Origin of the sequence: Acidovorax benzenivorans, from assembly GCF_028680575.1 — a bacterium.
GTDB lineage: Bacteria > Pseudomonadota > Gammaproteobacteria > Burkholderiales > Burkholderiaceae_C > Acidovorax > Acidovorax benzenivorans.
This window is the reverse complement of sequence record NZ_JAPCKI010000006.1, coordinates 55,978-76,471: the sequence shown is the minus strand read 5'-3', so window position 1 is coordinate 76,471 and position 20,494 is coordinate 55,978. Positions and strand designations below refer to the sequence as shown.

The window sequence follows — 20,494 nt, the reverse complement described above, 5'->3', positions numbered from 1 at the left end:
CTGTCGCTGGATGACCGCGGGGCTGTTCCCGCAAACGGATGGAATAAAACTATGTGTGGAATCGTCGGCGTCGTCAGTCCTGCGCCCGTCAATCAGCTGATCTATGACGCCTTACTGCTCTTGCAGCATCGTGGCCAGGACGCAGCGGGCATCGTGACCCAGCAGGGCCGCAAATTCTTCATGCACAAGGCCAAAGGCATGGTGCGCGACGTCTTTCGCACCCGCAACATGCGCGCTTTGCCGGGCAATGTGGGCCTGGGCCAGGTGCGTTACCCCACAGCCGGCAATGCCTACAGCGAAGAAGAGGCGCAGCCGTTCTACGTCAACGCCCCGTTCGGCATCGTGCTGGTGCACAACGGCAATCTGACGAACGCCCGCGAACTGCGCACCGAGCTGTTCCAGACGGACCACCGCCACACCAACACGGAAAGTGATTCGGAAGTTCTGCTGAACGTGTTTGCGCACGAACTCGAGCGCGCCACGCGTGGCGTGCCTCTGCAGCCTGAGGACGTTTTCACTGCCGTGCGTGCGGTGCATAAGCGCATCAAGGGGTCGTACGCCGTGATCGCGCTGATCGCTGGTCACGGCCTGCTGGCCTTCCGCGACCCCCACGGCATCCGCCCGCTGGCCATGGGCCGTAGCCAGGACGGCACGGTGATGGTGGGCAGCGAGTCGGTGGCGCTGGAAGGCACCTCCCACGTGTTTGAACGCAACATCAATCCGGGCGAAGCGATTTTCATCACGCTCGATGGTCAGGTTCACGCCAGCCAGTGCGCTGAGAACCCGCAGCTCAATCCCTGCATTTTTGAGTTTGTGTACCTCGCGCGGCCCGATTCGGTGCTCGACGGCATCTCGGTCTACCAGGCACGTCTGAACCTGGGTGAAGCCTTGGCAAAGCGGGTGGTGTCCACTGTGCCGCCCAACGAAATCGATGTGATCATCCCGATTCCCGAGTCCAGCCGCCCCAGCGCCACACAACTGGCGCATCTGCTGGGCGTCCCGTACCGGGAAGGCTTCGTCAAGAACCGCTACGTGGGCCGCACCTTCATCATGCCGGGGCAGGGGGTGCGCAAAAAGTCAGTGCGCCAGAAGCTCAACGTGATTGGCAGCGAATTCAAAGGCCGCAACGTGCTGCTGGTGGATGACTCCATTGTGCGTGGCACGACCAGTCGCGAGATTGTGCAGATGGCGCGTGACGCAGGCGCCCGCAAGGTGTACCTGGCCAGTGCAGCGCCCCCCGTGCGTTACCCCAACGTGTACGGCATCGACATGCCTACCAGCAGCGAACTGGTGGCCCATGGCCGCACGGTGGAAGAGATTCGCCAGGCCATCGGCTGCGACGCGCTCATTTACCAGGATGTGGATGGCATGAAGAAGGCGGTGGGCGCGCTCAACAGCGCCATCGTTGGGTTCGATGCGTCGTGTTTTGACGGCGTATATGTGACTGGCGACATCACTGCAGAAGGGATTGCCAGCCTCAACGAGGGACGTGTGGGTGCAGAGGAGGGCGAGGAAGACACCTCGCGCCTTGCTTTGCCCAATGCACAGGAAGCGTAGCCAAGGACTTGCGCAACCACCGCAGGCCGTTGCACACCGTGTGTGGCCTCGGGTTGGATGGGTAATGCGGCAGCCAGGCTGGCTGGCTGCGCCTTGTTGAATTGACTCCATCGTGAAACTGGCCCCGTTGAGGGCCAGAATTGATTGTTATGACTGACACCACTGCTTCCAGCACCGGCCGCGTGCGCACCCGGTTCGCTCCGTCTCCCACGGGCTTTATCCACCTGGGCAACATCCGCTCGGCGCTCTACCCCTGGGCGTTTGCACGCGCCACGGGGGGAGATTTCATCCTGCGCATTGAAGACACCGATCTGGAGCGTTCCAGCCAGGCGGCAGTGGACGTCATCATCGAGGGCATGGCCTGGTTGGGGCTGAACCACGACGAAGGCCCGTTCTATCAGATGCAGCGCATGGACCGCTACAAGGCTGTGCTCGCAGACTTGCAGGCGGCAGGCCACGTATATCACTGCTACATGAGTGTGGCCGAGCTGGATGCCCTGCGTGAGCGACAGATGGCCGCCAAGGAGAAGCCCCGCTACGACGGCACTTGGCGCCCTGAAGCAGGCAAGACCCTTCCTCCTGTTCCCGAGGGAGTTTTGCCGGTGCTGCGTTTCAAGAACCCGCAAGGGGGCGTGGTGGCCTGGGATGACAAGGTCAAGGGCCGCATCGAGATCAGCAATGATGAGCTGGATGACCTGGTGATCGCGCGCCCCGACGGCACGCCCACCTACAACTTCTGCGTGGTGGTGGACGATATCGACATGGCGATCACGCACGTGATCCGTGGTGACGACCATGTGAACAACACACCGCGCCAGATCAACATCTTCCGCGCCCTGGGCGAGGAACCACCGGTGTATGCCCACTTGCCCACCGTGCTGAATGAGCAGGGCGAGAAGATGAGCAAGCGCAATGGCGCCAAGCCCGTCACGCAGTACCGTGATGAAGGTTATCTGCCCGATGCCATGGTGAACTACCTGGCGCGCCTGGGTTGGAGCCATGGCGATGACGAGATCTTCAGCCGCGAGCAGTTCCTGCAGTGGTTCAACCTGGATCACCTAGGCCGCAGCGCGGCGCAATTCGACGAAGCCAAGCTGCGCTGGGTGAATGCTCAGCACTTGAAAGCCATGGCCGACGATGCGCTGGCTGCTCTGGTTGCTCCGCAATTGCTGGCGCGTGGTGTTTCGGCCGAGGCGTTGGCTGATGGGCGCCTGCCCCGGATTTGCGCGCTGTTCAAAGACCGGTGCGACACCACAGTCGTGCTCGCCAACTGGGCGCAGGTGTTCTATGGCGACGTGACTCCGGTAGATGCAGAGCGTGCACAGCATGTCACCGAGGCCATTGCCCCAGCTCTGAATGCACTGGCTGATGCGTTGTCTGCATGTGAATGGGACAAGGCTTCCATCAGCGCGGCATTCAAGCAGGTGCTGGCTGCCCAGGGGTTGAAGATGCCCCAGTTGGCGATGCCCGCGCGTGTGCTGACGGTCGGAACCGCTCACACGCCATCGGTCGATGCCGTGCTGGAACTGGTCGGACGCGAAAAAGTTGTAGCGCGTTTGCGAAACCGCTAAAAATCTGTCTATAATTCAAGGCTCAGGTGATGACAACAAATGCTAAGTGTTTGGAGTCATTCAGTGGGGGGTATAGCTCAGCTGGGAGAGCGCTTGCATGGCATGCAAGAGGTCATCGGTTCGATCCCGTTTACCTCCACCAAATTTGTCAGTTGTAATTCGGTTAGTTCCAAGGTTTTGACCCCATCGTCTAGAGGCCTAGGACATCACCCTTTCACGGTGAGTACCGGGGTTCGAATCCCCGTGGGGTCGCCAAGTTTGTAGCACTTGGCTTGTGTTGATAAATACAAGCGAAAAGCTGCCTGCCAGGAGTGGTAGTTCAGTTGGTTAGAATACCGGCCTGTCACGCCGGGGGTCGCGGGTTCGAGTCCCGTCCACTCCGCCAGATATAAACCGCTGCAGTCGCAAGGCTGCAGCGGTTTTTTTTATGCCCTGTTTCTGTGGCGTCGCTCACTTGCGTGCCTTGAAAGCTGCGTCTGCACAACGATTGCCTCTGGGATTGAAGCTGTTACAAATGGTGAGGCCTGTGCAAGAATCGTCGGTATCCGGCCGCACCGCCATACCGCTCAAGCGGCCTTCCGAGATTCATCAGGCGCCCATGAACCTTTTTCGGTTGCAGATCCACCCGCAGCACCTGTCCAGCTTCAAAGCCGTGGCGCCGGTGCTTTATCTGTTGACCGGCGGGGTGATCGCCGCGTGGGCTTATTTTTCGGTGGCCAGTCCACAGCGGGTGGGGCACTACCTCACGCTGCACCAAGTGTTGGAGACGTTGTCGATTGCCATTTCGGCACTGGTGTTTGCGGTGGGGTGGAAGGCACACAGCCTCAACCCGCAGCGCAACGTCCTCATTCTGGCCTGTGGTTTTCTGGGGGTGGCGGTCCTGGATTTTTCGCACATGCTGTCGTTTGCCGGCATGCCCGACTACATCACGCCCAACTCGGTGGCCAAGGGGATCAATTTCTGGCTGCCCGCGCGCTACCTGGGGGCGCTGACGCTCCTGGGTGCAGTGGCGCTGCACTGGCGCGTGCCGGGCGACGCGGCGGCTCCGAGCCCTGACGGGTTTGGGGTGTTGGCGCTGGTGTTGGCTGTGGTGGCCGCCATTCATGCCGTAGTGTTCTGGTTTCCGCAGTGGTACCCACAGACCTACGATGCCCAGGGGCTGACGCGGTTCAAGATCGTCTCCGAATACGGTGTGGTCGCCTTGTATGCAGCGTCGCTGGTGCTGCTGCTGCGCTGGGCGCGCGAGCGTGCCGCCTTTGATGTGGCGAGGTTGTTTGCTGCGGTGTGGGTGATGGCACTGAGTGAGGTCTTTTTCACGTTCTACGTCATCGCCACCGACCCCTTCAATCTGCTGGGCCATCTGTACAAGGTGGTGGGGTATTACTACCTCTACCGGGCCATCTTTGTGGGCACTATCGAGGCGCCCTATCGGGTGCTCAAGCAGTCCGACAAAGCCATGCGCGCCGTGCTGGATGCGGTGCCCGACTTGATGTTCGAGGTGACCCGCGATGGCCACTACGTGCAGATCCACACGCGCCAGCCCGACTTGCTGCTGATGCCAGCCAGCCAGGTGGTGGGCCGATCGATTCACGACGTTTTGCCCCCAGCGGCCGCAGCTGTGGCGCAGGCCGCGATCGATGCTGCGGCTGAGCACGGCCTGGCCCGCGACTTCCAATACGCGCTGGACTTGCCCGACGGTCAGCACTGGTTTGAGCTGTCTGTGGCGCGCAAGGCGATGGACGACGAAGCAGATGACCACTTTGTGGTGCTGTCCCGTGACATCACGCAGCGGGTGCAGATGCTGGACACCTTGCGCAAGCTGCGCCATGCCGTGGAGCAGGCGCCCAACTCCATCTTCATCGCAAGCACCGACGGCAAAATCGAATACGTGAACCCTGCATTCACTGCCACGACGGGCTACAGCCCCGACGAGGTGATAGGCCGCAACCCGCGCCTGCTGAGCGCTGGGGCCACACCGGCCAGCGTGTATGTCGATCTCTGGCAGCACCTGACGTCGGGCCGTCCGTGGCGCGGCGAGTTCGTGAATCGCCGCAAGAACGGTGGCGAGTACAACGAGTCAGCCATCATCTCGCCGCTGCACGATGAACAGGGCCGCATCACCCACTACTTGGCCGTGCAGGAAGACGTGACGGAACGCAGGCGGGACGAGGAGCGCATTCGCAAGCTGATCAACTTTGATGTGCTGACCGGCTTGCCCAACCGCACGATGTTCGCCTCCCGGTTCAGCCAGGCACTCGCATTGACGCAACGCAGCGGCCATCAGCTGGCCTTGTTGTACCTGGACCTGGACCGTTTCAAGAACGTGAACGAATCGCTGGGTCACCAGGTGGGCGACGGGCTGCTGATCGAGATTGCGCACCGCTTGCAGTCGGTGGTGCGCGACGAAGACACGGTGTCCCGGCAAGGTGGAGACGAATTCATCATTGTGCTGCCCTTGACCGATGCACAACAGGCGGCCCATGTGGCTGAAGAGCTTCAGGCGCAGGTGCGCCGCATCTGCAAGCTGGAGCACCACGAGTTGGTGGTGACGTCATCAATTGGGATTGCGATGTACCCCGAGGATGGCGGTGACTTTGAAACCCTGGCGCAGCGCGCCGATGCGGCGATGTTCCGCGCCAAGGAGTCCGGGCGCGACACCTACCGGTTCTTCTCGGCAGATATGCAGGCGCGGTCGCTCAGGGTGCTGCAGATTGAGAACGCTCTGCGCAGCGCCCTGGTGCTGGGCCAGCTGACGCTGCACTATCAGCCGCAAATTCGGTTGAGGGACCGCCAATTGGTGGGAGTGGAGGGCTTGCTGCGCTGGACCCACCCGGAGCTGGGCTCCGTCAGCCCAGCGGAGTTCATTCCGGTGGCTGAAAGCAGCGGCCAGATTCTGGGCATGGGCGAATGGGTGTTGCGCACCGCGCTGGCCCAGGCGCGACAGTGGCGAGATGCGGGCTGCACCGAGCTCGTGGTGGCGGTCAATTTGTCAATGGTGCAGTTTCGCCATCCTGGCCTGGTGGATGTGGTGAGCCGGGCGCTGGCCGACAGCGGCGTGCCGCCGCAGATGTTGGAGCTGGAGCTGACCGAGGGCATCGCCATGGATGCGCCAGAGCAGGTGATTGCCATCGTGCAACAGTTGTATGACCTGGGGGTGCAGCTGTCCATTGACGACTTTGGGACCGGGTATTCGTCGTTCAGCTACATCCAGCGCCTCAAGGTACACAAGCTCAAGATCGACCAGTCGTTTGTGCGCCACCTGGGCGATGACCCCAGCGCACCCCACATCGTGCGCGCCATCATTGGCCTGGCGCAGAGTCTGGGTCTGGAAACCATTGCCGAAGGCGTAGAGACGGCCGCGCAGCGGGACGTGCTTTTAGGATTGGGCTGCGACACGGGGCAGGGCTACTACTTCAGCCGCCCCATGCCGGCGGCAGACCTGGACGGGCTTTTGGCCCCCAACCACGCGGTATTGGGCTGAGAAGCGGGGCGGGAGAAGCCGCGAGGCAATCCCTCAAAAGAGAACCGCCGCGTTGTCAGCGCGGCGGATGGGCGGATTCCTAAGAGTGTGTGGCGGGGGCGGAACCTCTCCAGGCCCTCATGTGGGCGAGCTTTGTGCCAAAAAGGCACTATGCGCTAGAGAAATATGCCTGAGCAGCTATTAAATAAATAGCATGCAGGGCCAATCTCGACCCCTGCCTCAGCTCAACGCGGGGCCAGGCGAATGGCGCCGTCCAGGCGGATCACCTCGCCATTGAGCATGTCGTTTTCAAGGATGTGGCGCACCAGCTTGGCGTAGTCCTGTGGGGTGCCCAGGCGGCTGGGGAAGGGCACGCCAGCAGCCAGCGCGTCTTGCACTTCCTGGGGCATCCCGAACAACATGGGCGTGCCGAAGATACCGGGGGCGATGGTCATGTTGCGGATGCCATTGCGCGCCAGGTCGCGGGCGATCGGCAGGGTCATGCCCACCACGCCACCCTTGGACGCCGAGTACGCCGCCTGGCCGATCTGCCCGTCATATGCGGCCACGCTGGCGGTGGAGATCAACACACCACGTTCGCCGGTGGACTCGGGCTCGTTCTTGCTCATGGCTTCGGCGGCCAGGCGGATCATGTTGAAGCTGCCGATCAGGTTGACCGTGATGGTCTTGCTGAATAGGGCCAGCGCATGTGCGCCGTTTTTGCCCACGGTTTTCTCGGCGGGGGCGATGCCAGCGCAGTTCACTAGGCCCATCAGTTTGCCCAGCGACACCGCCTTGGCTACCACCGCCTGGCCGTCGGCCTCGTTGCTCACATCGCACTTCACGAAGGCGCCGCCAATTTCCTTGGCCACGGCCTCGCCTTTTTCTGCCTGCATGTCGGCAATGACCACGGTGCCACCCTGGGCTGCCAGCATGCGTGCCGTGCCTTCGCCCAGGCCCGAAGCGCCGCCTGTGACGATGAATACCTTGCCTTGGATTTCCATGGGTTGTCTCCAGTAAGTGACGTTAACGTAAACGTCAATTATGGCGCATCTCCCAGCCATGCCGAAGGCGAAAAAAAGCCCGGACCAGGCCGGGCTTGTGGGGGCAGAGGCGGCTTACTGGAAGCCCACGCGGTCGAGCATCTGCTGCACCTTGGTCGTGTTGGCGCCCACCGCGCTGATCGGGATGGTCTCGCTCTTGAAAGGATTGCCGCCGGTCATGGCCTTGAGGGCGGGGTTGTCCAGCGTCACGCCCTTTGCGGCAGGCCACTCGTTGTTGCCGTTGGCAAAGTAGTTCTGCGCTTCGGGGCTGGCCAGGTATTCGAGGAACTTGATGGCATTGGCCTGGTTCTTGGAGTGTTTGGCCACCGCACCGCCGGCGATGTTCAGGTGCGTGCCCCAGGATTCCTGGTTGGGGAACACCACGCCCACCTTGTTGACCACGGCCACGTCTTCGGGCTTGTTCGAGCGCATCATGCGCGCCAGATAGTAGGTGTTGGTCACGGCAATATCGCACTCGCCTGCAGCCACAGCCTTGATCTGGTCGGTGTCGCCGCCCTTGGGTGGGCGGGCCAGGTTGGCCACCATGCCTTTGAGCCAGGCCTCGGCCTTCTGTTCGCCCAAATGCTCAGTCACGGCGCCGAACAGGCTCAGGTTGTAGGGGTGCGAGCCGGAACGGATGCACAGCTTGCCCTTGTTCTTGGGGTCACCCAGCTCTTCGTAGGTGTCCACATCGGCCTTTTGCATCTTGACCTTGTTGTAGACGATCACGCGCGCGCGGGTGGACAGGCCAAACCACGAGATGCCGCCGTCTGCCGCGGGTTGGCTGCGCAGGTTGGCGGGGATGGCGTCGTTCAACACCTTGGACTGGATGGGCTGGAACAGACCATCGACCTCGCCCTTGTACAGGCGGGCAGCATCCACCAGCAAGATCACATCGGCGGGCGAAGCGGCGCCCTCTGCCTTCAGGCGGGCCAGGATGCCAGCGTCATCTGCGTCCACCCGGTTGATCTTGATGCCTGTGGCCTTGGTGAAGCCGGTGTACAACGCTTCGTCGGTGGAGTAGTGGCGGGCCGAGTAGAGGTTGACCACTGGTTCCTGGGCGTGGACGGCGCCTGCAGCGGCGGCCAGGGCACAAGCGCTCAGCAAGGCTTTCACAGTCTTCGACATGGGTTGCATCTTTCGGGGTTGAAACTGCTCCAATGATAAAGCAAACGCGAATTATTCTTAATAGATTCCCGATTTGAAGGCCGGATTTGGGGCCTGGATTTGAGGTGGCGCAAGGGCGCGGCACCGTCTGGAGACTGTGTAGCGCACCGGAAAGATGGGCTCATCGTGGAGCCCGCGCATGTGGCTTCGGCCTTGGTCGCGGAAGCCTGTGCAGCGGAGTGGCCAAAAAAAAGCCCGGTCGTAAAACCGGGCTTTAAAAGGATCCTTGAAACGGGGGTTTCGAGAGGATCCAAGGAGACAACTGGGGCGCTGTAGACAAGGTCAGCAGCGCATGGGTTGAATTATCAGGGTATTCCCTGGATGCGGCCTAGAGGTTGCACTCCAGACCGCAAGTATGACGATTAACGCTTGCGGGGAGCGGCCGTCTTGGCAGCGTTGGCGGCGGTGTTGGCCACAGCGTTGAAGTTGGCTTCAGCCACATCAGACGCTTGCTTCACAGCCTTTTGCACCGACTCAAACGCGTTGTTGGCGGCCGACACGGCACTCTTCATCACGGCCACGGCGGTTTCGGAACCGGCGGGGGCGTTCTTGGCGGCGCTGTCCACCAGGTTGGTGAAAGCCTTCTGTGCGTCGGTGGCCTGGGCTTCAAAAGCCTTGCCGAACTCGGCGCCCGTGCCCGAAGCGATGTCATACAGGTGGCGGCTGTAAGCGGCGGTCTTTTCAGCCAGGGGCTGGAACAGGCCAGCTTGCAGGGCCAGCAGTTCTTGTGCGTCCTTCACGCCCAACACGGCTTGCGTGTGGTTGGCGGCTTCGGACAGGGCAGCGCGCGAAGCGGTCACGTTCAGTTCAACCAGCTTTTCCACGCCTTCGAAAGCCTTGGTGGTCAAGCCAAACAGGGTTTCGATGTTGGCCTTGTGGGATGCCAGGATTTGTTCTGCGGTCAGCGACATGTCATATCTCCTAAAAATGAGGGCCCAAGGGGCCGGGGTGGTTCACAGACATCTGCGCTGACCTTGACCTAGTGAGTCATGTTGCAGTGCAGCATGGGTTGAATTTTAGGGACTTGCTGCGCTATTGCAAGGGCTTTTTGTTGCACTGCAGCAAATTAGACACGATCACCCAGAAATCCCCGGCTTGCCACAATTGCGTCATGCACGCCTACTATGCCGACCACTTCGTGTTGCCCTTGCCCGAAGGCCACCGCTTCCCCATGGCCAAGTACCGCATGCTGCGTGACCGGATCGCTCAGCACCTGCCCGGCGTGTTGTTGCAAGAAGCCCTGCCAGCCTTGGACGAGGAACTGGCGCGGGTTCACGGACAGCAGTACATCGACGCCATCGCCCAGGGCACGCTGGCTCCCGCCGCACAGCGGGAGATCGGGTTTCCCTGGAGTCCTGCCATGGCAGAGCGCGCTCGCCGCTCCGTGGGCGCCACTGTGGCGGCCACCCGCGCTGCGTGGCGCGAAGGTGTGGCGGGCAACCTGGCAGGCGGCACCCACCACGCCTATGCCGACAAGGGCAGTGGCTTTTGTGTATTCAACGACGTGACCGTGGCCGCCCGGCAGATGCAGGCCGAGCGCCAGCAGGGCGGGGCGGGTGCGCCGCTGCAGGTGGCGATGATCGACCTGGATGTGCACCAGGGCAATGGCACGGCCCATATCTTTCAGGGCGACGACAGCGTGTTCACCTTGTCGTTGCATGGCGCGCGCAATTTTCCGTTTCGCAAGGAGCCCAGTGACCTGGACGTGGAGTTGCCGGATGGATGTGCTGACGATGAGTACCTGCACGCCCTGGACCAGGCCCTGGAGGCGCTGGACCATCGCTGCAAGCCAGACCTGGTTTTTTATCTCGCGGGTGCCGACCCCCATGTGGGTGACCGCCTGGGTCGTCTCGCCATCAGCCACGATGGTCTGGAGGCCCGCGACCGGCGGGTGTTTGACTGGGCCTGGCAGCGGCGCATCCCCATGGCGTTTGTGATGGCGGGCGGTTACGGCAACAACCTGGAGGACACGCTGCAGGCTCAGCTCACCACCTGGCGCGTGGCCTGGCAGTACCACCAGCGCTGGCAGAATGTGCGGCCATGACCTCTGCCGCCAGCTCCTCTTCCAGCGCTTCTTCTGCACCTGCCCGCCCGGCTCCACAGCCACGCAGCGCGTACCGCGTGTTCCGCCCCATCACCACCCGCTGGGCCGACAACGATGTGTATGGCCATGTGAACAACGTCGTGTACTACAGTTGGTTTGACACGGCAGTGAACGCCCATCTGATCGACCAGGGCGTGCTCGACATCCATGCGGGCGAAACCATTGGCCTGGTGATCGAGACCCAGTGCAACTATTTCGCGCCGCTGGCGTTTCCGCAGACGGTGGAGGCGGGTATCCGCGTGGCGCGGCTGGGAGGCTCCAGCGTGCGCTACGAGGTGGGCCTGTTTGCGCAAGGCGAGCCGTTGACTGCGGCGGCGGGCCACTTCATCCATGTGTATGTAGACCGCGAGACCCGCCGCCCGGTGGCCATGCCAGACGCTTTGCGCACCGTGCTGCAAGCGCTGGTCATGCCAGGCTGACGGGCGGTTGTAGATGTTAGCTATCTATTTGATAGCAAATGGCGTAGGTGCAATGTGCGCCGGGGCCAGAAACGGCTGAAGTGCTGACTGTGGCTGAACGCTGGCTGACGTTGCCGACGACCCCCTGCACCAAGTGCCGCGATGGCCTACACTTTGCGGCTTTGCTGCCCGGTCTGCGGCCGGGACATCGCGTGCGTCGCGTGCGCGGTTTCTGAGGCTTGCCCTGTCCATGATCATCACCAGCCTGCTCGACACCGACCTGTACAAGTTCACCATGATGCAGGTGGTGCTGCACCAGTTTCCGGGGGCTCAGGTCGAATACAAGTTCAAGTGCCGCAACCCCGGCGTGCAGCTGGCACCGTTTGCCAACGAGATCCGCGACGAAATCCGTTCGCTGTGTTGCCTGCAGTTCCAGGATGCCGAGCTGGCCTACCTGCGGTCGCTGCGATTCATCAAGAGCGACTTTGTGGACTTTCTGGGGCTGTTCAAGCTCAACGAGAAATACATCACCGTCACGCCCCAGCACAACGGCGAGATCGATATCACCATCCGCGGGCCCTGGCTGCACACCATCCTGTTCGAGATCCCGGTGCTGGCCATCATCAACGAGGTGTACTTTCGCAACACGCAGAAGGTGCCCGACTTCCCTGAAGGCCGCCGCCGGCTCGATGCCAAGATCGCGTTGCTGCAGGGCGAGGGCCTGTCTGATCTCAAGATCGCCGACTACGGCACGCGCCGCCGCTTCAGTCGTGCCTGGCATGAAGAAGTGCTGCGCGTGCTGGTGGCTCGTCTGGGCACGGGCGACCGCCGCCCCGGCGCCCCCGCAGGCCCTGGGCAGTTTGCGGGCACGAGCAACGTGTTGTATGCGATGAAGCTGGGCGTGACCCCCCTGGGCACCATGGCGCACGAATACCTGCAGGCCTGCCAGGCGCTCGGCCCGCGCCTGCGCGACAGCCAGGTGTTCGGCTTTGAGGTGTGGGCCAAGGAATACCGGGGTGACCTGGGCATTGCCCTGTCGGACGTGTATGGCATGAGCGCCTTCTTGCGCGATTTCGACCTGTATTTCTGCAAGCTGTTCGACGGCGCGCGGCACGACAGTGGAGATCCGTTTGCCTGGGGCGAGCGCCTGCTCGACCATTACCGCAAGAACCGGGTGGACCCGCTGACCAAGACGCTGATCTTCAGCGATGCGCTCACCGTGCCGCGCACCATCGAGCTGTACCAGCAGTTCCGTGGCCGCTGCCAGCTGGCGTTTGGCATTGGTACCAACCTGACCAACGACCTGGGCAGCCCGCCCGTGCACGAACCGCTGCAGGTGGTCATCAAGATGACGCGCTGCAACGACCAGCCAGTGGCCAAGCTGTCCGATACGCCCGGCAAGGGCATGTGCGATGACGAAAAATACCTGGCCTACCTGCGCCAGGTCTTCGACATTCCTTCGCCGGTGTGACCGCGCTGCGCAGGGGCCATCGCCCTGCGCCCCCCTGTTTTTGACAATGAGACGGAGACAAGAATCATGAAACTCTCGCGCGGGTTGGCGGTTGCCGGCCTACTGGCGGCGTTGCCGGGCCTGGCCCTGGCGGCCGATATCGATGGCAGTGCGCTGTCTGTGTTGTGGGGCGTGCCCTTTGCGGGCATCCTGCTGTCGATTGCGCTCATGCCGCTGCTGGCGCCTATCTTCTGGCACCACCACTTTGGCAAGGTGGCTGCAGGCTGGGCACTGGCCTTTTTGCTGCCGTTTGCGGTGGTGTTTGGTCCGGGCGCTGCGGGCGCGAGTTTTGTGCACGCGCTGGTGGCCGAATACATTCCCTTCGTCATCCTGCTCACCGCGCTGTTCACCGTGGCGGGGGGTATCTACATCCGGGGCAACCTGCACGGCAGCCCGGCGCTCAACACCGCCATTCTGGCCATTGGTGCGGTGCTCGCCAGCGTCATGGGCACCACGGGTGCGTCGATGCTGCTCATCCGTCCTCTGATCCGCGCCAACGACAACCGCAAGCACACGGCGCACGTGGTGGTGTTCTTCATCTTCATCGTGTCCAACGCCGGGGGCTCGCTCACTCCCTTGGGTGACCCGCCGCTGTTCCTGGGCTTCTTGAAGGGGGTGGACTTCTTCTGGACGGTGAGCCACATCTTCCCCGAGACCCTGTTCTTGGTAGGCGCGCTGCTGGCCATCTTTTTCGTGATGGACTCTTGGTACTACCACCGCCGTGAAGAGGTGCTCAAGGCCGACCCGACGCCCGACACCCGAGCCGTCGGTTTTGACGGCAAGGCCAACTTTGCCCTGCTGGGTGTGGTGGTGGTACTGGTGCTGCTCAGTGGCCTGTGGAAGTCCTCCGTGTCGTTCACCATTGCCGGGGCCGAAGTGGGCTTGCCCGGTATCGTGCGGGACGTGGGCCTGATCCTGGTGGCGCTGGTGTCGCTGCGCCTCACGCCGAAAAAGGTGCATGAGGACAACCAGTTCAGCTGGGGCCCCATGCAGGAGGTGGCCAAACTGTTTGCGGGCATCTTCCTCACCATCATCCCCGTCATCGCCATGTTGAAGGCCGGTGTCAACGGCCCCTTTGGCGCCGTGGTGGCGGCCGTCACGCGGCCTGATGGCGCACCCGACCCGGCCATGTACTTCTGGGCCTCTGGGTTGCTCAGTTCCTTCCTGGACAACGCTCCCACCTATCTGGTGTTTTTCAACACGGCTGGTGGCGACCCCGCCGTACTCATGACCACACTGGCGCCCACACTGGCGGCCATCTCGGCGGGCTCTGTGTTCATGGGTGCCAACAGCTACATCGGCAACGCCCCCAACATGATGGTCAAGGCCATTGCCGAAGACCGTGGCGTGAAGATGCCCAGTTTCTTTGGCTACATGCTGTGGTCGGGTGGCATCCTGGTGCCGCTGTTTGTCGTCATGACTTTCATCTGGTTTCGCTGACAGGAGTTTTGAGCGCTATGAGCAAACCCCGCATCCTGGTCGCCCGCGCGATCTTTCCTGACATCGTGGACCGCCTGCGCCAATATTTCGATGTGGAAGACAACCCTGACGACGTGATCTGGACGCCCGCCGAGCTGGCCGAGCGCCTCGTCGACAAAGACGGCGTGCTGACCACCGGCAGCCAGCGTATCGACGCTGCTTTGCTGGCCGCCGCCCCACGCCTCAAAATCTGCGCCAACATGGCCGTGGGCTACAACAACTTTGACGTGGACGCCATGACCGCTGCGGGCGTGCAGGGCACCAACACGCCCGATGTGCTGACCGAGACCACGGCCGACTTCGGCTTTGCGCTCTTGATGGCCACGGCCCGCCGCATGACCGAGAGCGAGCATTACCTGCGCGCCGGGAAGTGGACCAAGTGGAGCTACGACATGTTTGCGGGCAGCGACATCCACGGCAGCACGCTGGGCATCATCGGCATGGGCCGCATCGGGCAGGGCATTGCCAAGCGCGGCGCGCATGGCTTTGGCATGAAGGTGGTCTACCACAACCGCTCGCGCCTGTCGGCCGAGCTGGAGGCCGAATGCAAGGCCACCTATGTGGGCAAAGACGAGTTGCTGCGCACAGCCGACCATGTGGTGCTGGTGGTGCCGTACAGCGCGGCATCGCACCACACCATCGGCGCGGCCGAGCTGGCGCTGATGCAGCCCATGGCCACGCTCATCAACATTGCGCGCGGCGGCATTGTGGACGACGCAGCGCTGGCCGTTGCGCTGCGCGAAGGGCGCATTGCAGCGGCGGGCCTGGATGTGTTTGAAGGCGAGCCCAGCGTGCACCCCGATCTGCTCACCGTGCCCAACGTGGTGCTCACGCCCCACATCGCCAGCGCCACGGTGCCTACGCGCAGGGCCATGGCCAATCTGGCGGCAGACAACCTGATCGCCTTCTTGGGCGGGCGTGGCCCCCTCACTCCGGTGAATCAGCCCGTGCCCGGCCTGCGCGCACAGTAACGCTGCCCATTTTTTAGTGAAATAGGCCGCTGACGCTTGATGGATAAGCGCTAGCAGCTATCGAAAATATAGTAAACCGGCCTTGACTACCGATACCCTCGTTCTGCTGGCCGCACTGGCCCTGGTGTTCATCGCGCTCGCGCTGCTGGCGCTGCGCCGCCCCCGTGTGGATTTGCCGCCCGAATGGCTGGCCCGCCTGCAGGCGCTGGAGCGCACCACCCAGGCCATCCAACTGGCCGTGGCCAAGAACGATGGCGCGCTGGACGGCATGGGCCAGCAGCTGCGTGCTTTCACGCAAACCACGCAGACCACGCTGGAGGGGCTGCGCCACGCGGTCGACGAGCGCTTGACACAAGCGGTGGCCGAATCGCGCAACGGCCGTGCCGAGCTGCTGGCCGCCTTTGGCGTGTTTGAGGCGCGGCTGGAGCAGCGCCTCACGGCCCTGGACGCCGCCACCCGCCTCACGCTCGATTCGCTCAAGAGCGACACCCAGTCGCAGCTGGGGGTGATGTCGCAGGCGCTCAAGGATCAGCTGGAGGCCAACAGCTTTCAGATCAAGAACCAGTTTGCGGTGCTGCAAGATGCGGTGTCGCAGCAGCTCACCGGGCTGGTGCAGGGCAGCCAGCACAACGCCGAACAACTGCGCACCGCGCTCAATGAACGCCTGGCCGCCATCCAGGCCGACAACGCCACCAAGCTCGAAGAAATGCGCCGCACGGTGGACGAAAAACTCCACGCCACGCTGGAGCAGCGCCTGGGCGAGTCGTTCAAGCTGGTGAGCGACCGGCTCGAGCAAGTGCACAAGGGCCTGGGCGAGATGCAGACCCTGGCGGGCAGCGTGGGCGACCTCAAGCGCGTGATGACCAACGTGAAGTCGCGCGGCACCTGGGGCGAAATGCAACTGGGCGCCATCATTGACAACGTGCTCACGCCCGAGCAGTTCGCGCGCAACGTCAAGACCGTGCCGGGTAGCGATGGGTTGGTCGAATTTGCGATCCGCCTGCCGGGCAAGAGCGACGAGCACCCGGTGTGGCTGCCCATCGACTCCAAGTACCCGGTCGAGCAATACCAGCGCCTGATGGACGCGCAGGACGCGGCCGACAAGGCCGCCATCCTGTCTGCAGGCAATGCGTTTGAAACGTCGATCCGGCTCGAAGCCAAGAAGATCTTCGCCAAGTACGTCTCGCCCCCGCACACCACCGACTTTGCCGTGCTCTACCTGCCCACCGAAGGCCTGTTTGCCGAAGTCATGCGCCGCCCTGGTCTGGTCGAAGCGGTGCAGAACGAATGCCGCGTGATGATCACCGGCCCGGCCAACCTGGCCGCCATGCTCAACAGCTTGCAGATGGGCTTCAAGACGCTGGCGATCGAAAGACGCTCGTCCGAGGTGTGGAGCCTCTTGGGCATGGTCAAGACCGAGTTCGCCAAGTTTGGTGACGTGGTCGAGGCCACCAAAAAATCCATCGACGCCGCCGCCAAAAAGTTTGACGAGGTGGGTGTGCGCACCCGCGCCATCCAGCGCAAGCTGCGCGATGTGCAGGACCTGCCCGCGCCCGATACCGCCGTGCCGCTGGTAGGGGCCCACACGGCTGCGCTGCCGGGGCTGGATGCGGAGGACGATTCTCTGTGAACTGGGCACTGGCGCGGTTGATTGCGGGCCAGATCTGCGTGCATGCCTGCATGGCGGGCATGCGCCTGGCGGCACCGCTGCTGGCGCTGCGCGAGGGCCACAGTGCTGCGGCCGTGGGGGTGCTGCTGGCGCTGTTTGCACTCACGCAGGTGTTTTTGGCCTTGCCCGCAGGGCGCTACGCCGACCGCCACGGCCTCAAGCGCCCGGTGGGCTATGCGGTGGCCGTGGCGTCGGTGGGGGCCGCGCTGGCGCTGGTGTTCCCGGTCTTTCCGGTGTTGTGTGTGGCCGCGTTGATGACGGGGGGCGCCACCGGGGTCGCCACCATTGCGCTGCAGCGCCACGTGGGCCGCGCGGCGCACGACGCCACGCAACTCAAGCAAGTGTTCAGCTGGCTGGCCATCGGGCCAGCGGTGTCCAACTTCATCGGGCCGTTCTGTGCCGGGCTGATGATCGACAACGCGGGCAGTGCGGCGGGCAGCACCGAAGGCTACCGCGCCGCCTTCGCCCTGATGGCCGTGCTGCCGCTGCTCACCTGGTTCTGGGTGCGCGACACGGTGGAGCTGCCCCCGGTGATCGCCGCCGCAGGCGGTCCCCCGCAGCGCGCGTGGGATTTGATGAACGAGCCGCCGTTTCGCCGGCTGTTGCTGGTCAACTGGATCTTGTCCTCGTGCTGGGACGTGCATACCTTTGTGGTGCCGCTGCTGGGGCATGAGCGGGGCCTGTCGGCGTCGGTCATCGGCTCCATCCTGGGGGCCTTTGCCATTGCCGCTGCCGTCATCCGGGTGCTGATGCCCATCGTGGCGGAGCGGCTGAGCGAGCGGGTGGTGGTGGCCGGCGCCATGGTGGCTACGGCCGTGCTGTTTGGCGTCTATCCGCTGTTGCACAGCGCGTTGGCGATGGGTGTGTGTTCGGTGCTGCTGGGTTTTGCGCTGGGTTCTGTGCAGCCCATGGTCATGAGCCTGCTGCACCAGATCACACCGCCCGCCCGCCATGGCGAGGCGCTGGGCCTGCGGCTCATGGCCATCAACGCGTCCAGCGTGCTCATGCCCATGTTGTTTGGCTCTGCCGGTGCCGTGATTGGCGTGGGGGGGCTTTTCTGGGTGGTGGGTGGCGCGGTGGGTGCCGGGGCTCGGATGGCTTGGCGCATGGGCGAAAACCACCCCGCAGAACTCCCCCAAAAAAGGTAAACAGGTGTAAATTGCCCCCACCCGCCAGCGGGTTCCGAGGAGGGGGCATTCATGTACCTGCGAATTTGGTCACGGCGCGTGCTGCCATGGTGCATGGTCCTGGCATGGGGGGGCGGTCTGTCATCCGCGGCGCGGGCCGATGACCTCGTGCAGCAAGCGCTGGCGCTGGTTCAGCAAGGCGAGGCTCTTCAGGCGTTCCGCTTGCTGGATGCGCAGGAGGTTCAGCGCGCGGGTGACCCGGCGTTTGACGCTGCAATGGGCGACGCAGCCCACGCCGCCGGTCAGTACACCCGAGCCATCTTGGCCCGCGAGCGATTGCTTGCCGCGCAACCCGGCAGCCTGGAGGCCCAGGTGGCACTGGGGCAATCCCTGCAGGCGGCGGGCGACCGCCGGGGCGTGATGGCCTTGCCTGCATCGGTGCAGGCCGCACTCATTCCGGTGGATGCCGGGCACACCCTCGATCAGTTTCTGTATTCGTACGATCGCCTGGAGGCCGGTGGGCGCTCCTCGGTCAAAGGCTATGTGGAACTGGGTGTGGGGCATGACTCCAATGCCAACGCCGCACCCGTGGTGGGCGAGTTGCAGTCGCCCGTGCCGGGCACCCCGGCGTGGGCCCTGCTGCCCGAAGCCCTGGCAACCTCGGGCAACTATGTGGTGGCCCAGGCAGGGCTGCGGGGGCGGGCGGTGCTCAATGCGCGCTGGTCGGTGGTGGGCACTGCAGTGGGGGCAGCCCGGCACTACGGCGGCGGCGCCGACCGGTTTGACCACACCGCGCTCGACGGCACCCTGGGCCTGGCCTGGCGGGCCGAACGCCATGAACTGATTGCGTCTGCCCAGGGCTCCTACTACGCGCTGGACGGCACGCGGCTGCGCACCATGGACGGTGTGCTGGGCGAGTGGATCTATCGCATCGACGGTTTTCGCCAGTGGGGTAGTTTTGTGCAGGTGCTGGAGGTACGTTACCCCTCGCAGGCGCTGCGCAATGTGCGCCGCAGTGTGGTGGGCACCTCGTATTCCCACCTGTTTCGCAATGGGTCGTCGGCCTATGGGGGCGTGTATGGCGGCCAGGAGCGCGCGCAGGCCAACGGCGCCGACGCGCTGGGGCACCGGTTGTGGGGCCTGCGTGCAGGGGGGCAGTGGCCGCTGGCACCGCAGTGGTCTGTGTTTGCCAGTGCGGACTGGGAGCACCGGCGCTATGGCGGGCAAGACCCGTTTTTTGCAGTCACCCGGACCGACCGCCAGTCCCAGGTGGCGCTGGGGCTGAACTGGACGCCATCGCCTGGCTGGCGGGTTACGCCGCAATGGTCGTTCACGCGCAATGCATCCACGCTGCCCATTACCGACTATGAGCGCCGGGTGTTTTCTGTCACCGTGCGCCGGGAGTTCTGAATGTTGCTGCAAACCTGGGTCTGCGCCGACTCACCATGGAGTTGCCTATGACGTCCGACCAAAAACGCGCACGGCTGGCGCTGCTGATGGGCATGGTGGCGGCGTGGCCACTCACGGGGCTGGCCGCTGCCGGGCTGGTGCAGTTCACGGCGGGCGATGTGCAGCTACGGCGCGGTGAGACCTTGTCGCGTTTGTCCAAGGGGGCAGAGTTGGACGGTGGAGACGTGGTGCTCACCGGCACCGAGGGCAGGGCGCAGATTCGGTTTTCGGATGGTGGCCTGGTGGCCCTGTACCCAGACTCGCAGTTCACCGTGACCCGGTATGCCGACGGCGCGGGGACGGGCGAGGACCATTTTGTGGTCAACCTGCTGCGGGGTGGGATGCGAGCGCTCACCGGGCTGATCGGCAAACGCAACCCGGCCAATTACCGGGTGGTCACGCCGACGGCGGTGGTGGGTATTCGGGGCTCGGCCTTCTTGTTGGCCATCGATGCCAACGGCCAGGTGTTCGTGTCGGGGGAGCAGGATGAGATCGAGGTGTGCACCCAGGCGGGCTGTGTGGGGGTGACGGCTGGCGAAGCCGTGCTGGTGGTGTCGGACCAGGACTTGCCCGTCTATACCCACACCCGCGCGTTGTTGCCGGTGCCCCAGGTACAGACGCCCCTGGTGGCGGGTGACCAACTGGATGTGCAGGGACGCCGCGCGTTTGTGTACATCGTTCCTGCGCCGGTGCCTGTGGCGGTTCCCCCACCGCCAGGGGCCACGCCACCCCCCGCACCCGTGCCGATGGCGCCCCCGCCTCCCACGGGCGCGCCGCAGCCGGGCACCCCTGCGCCGCCTGCGCCCACGCCCACCACGCCACCGCCGCCCACGCGGCCAACGGCGCCGCAGCCTCCGGGAACTACAGCGCCGCCACCCGTTACCACGGCACCACCCCCAACGGTACGGCCGCCGTTTGTGTTCATCCCGGTGTTGCCCATCATCCTGCTGCCTCCGCCGCCACCGCCCGTGATCCGGTAGTGGAAAGGT

General features: G+C 63.7%; 15 protein-coding genes and 3 tRNA genes. 15 read left to right on the top strand and 3 right to left on the bottom strand.

The window, feature by feature from the left end; translation table 11 throughout:
• Positions 1-51 precede the first annotated feature (51 nt).
• The 6 genes from purF to OIN59_RS12300 all read left to right on the top strand — a co-directional run bounded on the left by purF (position 52) and on the right by OIN59_RS12300 (position 6,609).
• On the top strand, positions 52-1,557 hold the full coding sequence (gene purF, locus OIN59_RS12325) for an amidophosphoribosyltransferase (protein ID WP_060986307.1): 1,506 nt from the start codon (positions 52-54) through the stop codon (positions 1,555-1,557).
• A 149-nt stretch (positions 1,558-1,706) separates the two neighbouring features.
• The gene (gene gltX, locus OIN59_RS12320; protein ID WP_274110705.1) at positions 1,707-3,128 is read left to right on the top strand and encodes a glutamate--tRNA ligase; all 1,422 of its coding nucleotides are present in this window, start codon (positions 1,707-1,709) and stop codon (positions 3,126-3,128) included.
• A gap of 66 nt (positions 3,129-3,194) precedes the next feature.
• Positions 3,195-3,270, top strand: a tRNA-Ala gene (locus OIN59_RS12315).
• 37 nt (positions 3,271-3,307) lie between these two features.
• Positions 3,308-3,383 (top strand) — tRNA-Glu (locus tag OIN59_RS12310).
• Positions 3,384-3,436: 53 nt separating this feature from the next.
• A tRNA-Asp gene (locus OIN59_RS12305) sits at positions 3,437-3,513 on the top strand.
• Between the two features lie 213 nt (positions 3,514-3,726).
• Positions 3,727-6,609 carry a bifunctional diguanylate cyclase/phosphodiesterase gene (locus OIN59_RS12300; protein ID WP_274110703.1) on the top strand — a complete coding sequence of 961 codons (2,883 nt, stop codon included), beginning with the start codon at positions 3,727-3,729 and terminating at the stop codon, positions 6,607-6,609.
• Between the two features lie 224 nt (positions 6,610-6,833).
• Here OIN59_RS12300 and OIN59_RS12295 read toward each other — a convergent pair whose 3' ends face one another.
• The 3 genes from OIN59_RS12295 to OIN59_RS12285 all read right to left on the bottom strand — a co-directional run bounded on the left by OIN59_RS12295 (position 6,834) and on the right by OIN59_RS12285 (position 9,709).
• Entirely contained in the window at positions 6,834-7,592 is a 759-nt protein-coding gene (locus OIN59_RS12295; RefSeq protein WP_274110701.1) for a 3-hydroxyacyl-CoA dehydrogenase, read from the bottom strand.
• 114 nt (positions 7,593-7,706) lie between these two features.
• Positions 7,707-8,759 carry an extracellular solute-binding protein gene (locus OIN59_RS12290; RefSeq protein WP_274110699.1) on the bottom strand — a complete coding sequence of 351 codons (1,053 nt, stop codon included), beginning with the start codon at positions 8,757-8,759 and terminating at the stop codon, positions 7,707-7,709.
• A gap of 401 nt (positions 8,760-9,160) precedes the next feature.
• Positions 9,161-9,709 carry a phasin family protein gene (locus tag OIN59_RS12285; RefSeq protein ID WP_056063715.1) on the bottom strand — a complete coding sequence of 183 codons (549 nt, stop codon included), beginning with the start codon at positions 9,707-9,709 and terminating at the stop codon, positions 9,161-9,163.
• A 200-nt stretch (positions 9,710-9,909) separates the two neighbouring features.
• On the opposite strand from OIN59_RS12285, the gene OIN59_RS12280 reads away from it, so the two are divergent.
• The 9 genes from OIN59_RS12280 (at position 9,910) to OIN59_RS12240 (ending at position 20,485) form a co-directional block, all read left to right on the top strand.
• On the top strand, positions 9,910-10,842 hold the full coding sequence (locus OIN59_RS12280) for a histone deacetylase family protein (protein ID WP_274110695.1): 933 nt from the start codon (positions 9,910-9,912) through the stop codon (positions 10,840-10,842).
• Positions 10,839-11,321: an acyl-CoA thioesterase gene (locus OIN59_RS12275; RefSeq protein ID WP_274110693.1), complete on the top strand. Its 483-nt coding sequence runs from the start codon at positions 10,839-10,841 to the stop codon at positions 11,319-11,321. The genes OIN59_RS12280 and OIN59_RS12275 overlap by 4 nt, the downstream gene beginning before the upstream one ends.
• A 229-nt stretch (positions 11,322-11,550) precedes the next feature.
• Positions 11,551-12,771 (top strand): nicotinate phosphoribosyltransferase, encoded by a 1,221-nt coding sequence (gene pncB, locus OIN59_RS12270; RefSeq protein ID WP_274110691.1) that lies wholly within the window; start codon positions 11,551-11,553, stop codon positions 12,769-12,771.
• 66 nt (positions 12,772-12,837) lie between these two features.
• Positions 12,838-14,250 (top strand): sodium:proton antiporter, encoded by a 1,413-nt coding sequence (locus OIN59_RS12265; RefSeq protein ID WP_274110689.1) that lies wholly within the window; start codon positions 12,838-12,840, stop codon positions 14,248-14,250.
• 17 nt (positions 14,251-14,267) lie between these two features.
• Positions 14,268-15,260: a 2-hydroxyacid dehydrogenase gene (locus OIN59_RS12260; RefSeq protein ID WP_274110687.1), complete on the top strand. Its 993-nt coding sequence runs from the start codon at positions 14,268-14,270 to the stop codon at positions 15,258-15,260.
• An 82-nt stretch (positions 15,261-15,342) separates the two neighbouring features.
• The gene (gene rmuC, locus OIN59_RS12255; protein ID WP_274110685.1) at positions 15,343-16,890 is read left to right on the top strand and encodes a DNA recombination protein RmuC; all 1,548 of its coding nucleotides are present in this window, start codon (positions 15,343-15,345) and stop codon (positions 16,888-16,890) included.
• Positions 16,887-18,077, top strand: coding sequence for an MFS transporter (locus tag OIN59_RS12250; protein WP_274110683.1), 1,191 nt, complete (start codon positions 16,887-16,889; stop codon positions 18,075-18,077). Before rmuC ends, OIN59_RS12250 begins: the two co-directional genes overlap by 4 nt.
• 51 nt (positions 18,078-18,128) lie before the next feature.
• Complete coding sequence (locus tag OIN59_RS12245; protein WP_274110681.1) at positions 18,129-19,466, top strand: surface lipoprotein assembly modifier; 1,338 nt, start codon at positions 18,129-18,131, stop codon at positions 19,464-19,466.
• A gap of 47 nt (positions 19,467-19,513) precedes the next feature.
• Positions 19,514-20,485 (top strand): FecR family protein, encoded by a 972-nt coding sequence (locus tag OIN59_RS12240; RefSeq protein WP_274110679.1) that lies wholly within the window; start codon positions 19,514-19,516, stop codon positions 20,483-20,485.
• Positions 20,486-20,494: the final 9 nt, after the last annotated feature.

Coding starts and splice junctions, on each gene's coding strand:
- purF (WP_060986307.1), top strand. CDS start 52: ATGTGTGGAATCGTCGGCGTCGTCAGTCCTGCGCCCGTCAATCAGCTG.
- gltX (WP_274110705.1), top strand. CDS start 1,707: ATGACTGACACCACTGCTTCCAGCACCGGCCGCGTGCGCACCCGGTTC.
- OIN59_RS12300 (WP_274110703.1), top strand. CDS start 3,727: ATGAACCTTTTTCGGTTGCAGATCCACCCGCAGCACCTGTCCAGCTTC.
- OIN59_RS12295 (WP_274110701.1), bottom strand. CDS start 7,592: ATGGAAATCCAAGGCAAGGTATTCATCGTCACAGGCGGCGCTTCGGGC.
- OIN59_RS12290 (WP_274110699.1), bottom strand. CDS start 8,759: ATGTCGAAGACTGTGAAAGCCTTGCTGAGCGCTTGTGCCCTGGCCGCC.
- OIN59_RS12285 (WP_056063715.1), bottom strand. CDS start 9,709: ATGTCGCTGACCGCAGAACAAATCCTGGCATCCCACAAGGCCAACATC.
- OIN59_RS12280 (WP_274110695.1), top strand. CDS start 9,910: ATGCACGCCTACTATGCCGACCACTTCGTGTTGCCCTTGCCCGAAGGC.
- OIN59_RS12275 (WP_274110693.1), top strand. CDS start 10,839: ATGACCTCTGCCGCCAGCTCCTCTTCCAGCGCTTCTTCTGCACCTGCC.
- pncB (WP_274110691.1), top strand. CDS start 11,551: ATGATCATCACCAGCCTGCTCGACACCGACCTGTACAAGTTCACCATG.
- OIN59_RS12265 (WP_274110689.1), top strand. CDS start 12,838: ATGAAACTCTCGCGCGGGTTGGCGGTTGCCGGCCTACTGGCGGCGTTG.
- OIN59_RS12260 (WP_274110687.1), top strand. CDS start 14,268: ATGAGCAAACCCCGCATCCTGGTCGCCCGCGCGATCTTTCCTGACATC.
- OIN59_RS12245 (WP_274110681.1), top strand. CDS start 18,129: ATGTACCTGCGAATTTGGTCACGGCGCGTGCTGCCATGGTGCATGGTC.
- OIN59_RS12240 (WP_274110679.1), top strand. CDS start 19,514: ATGACGTCCGACCAAAAACGCGCACGGCTGGCGCTGCTGATGGGCATG.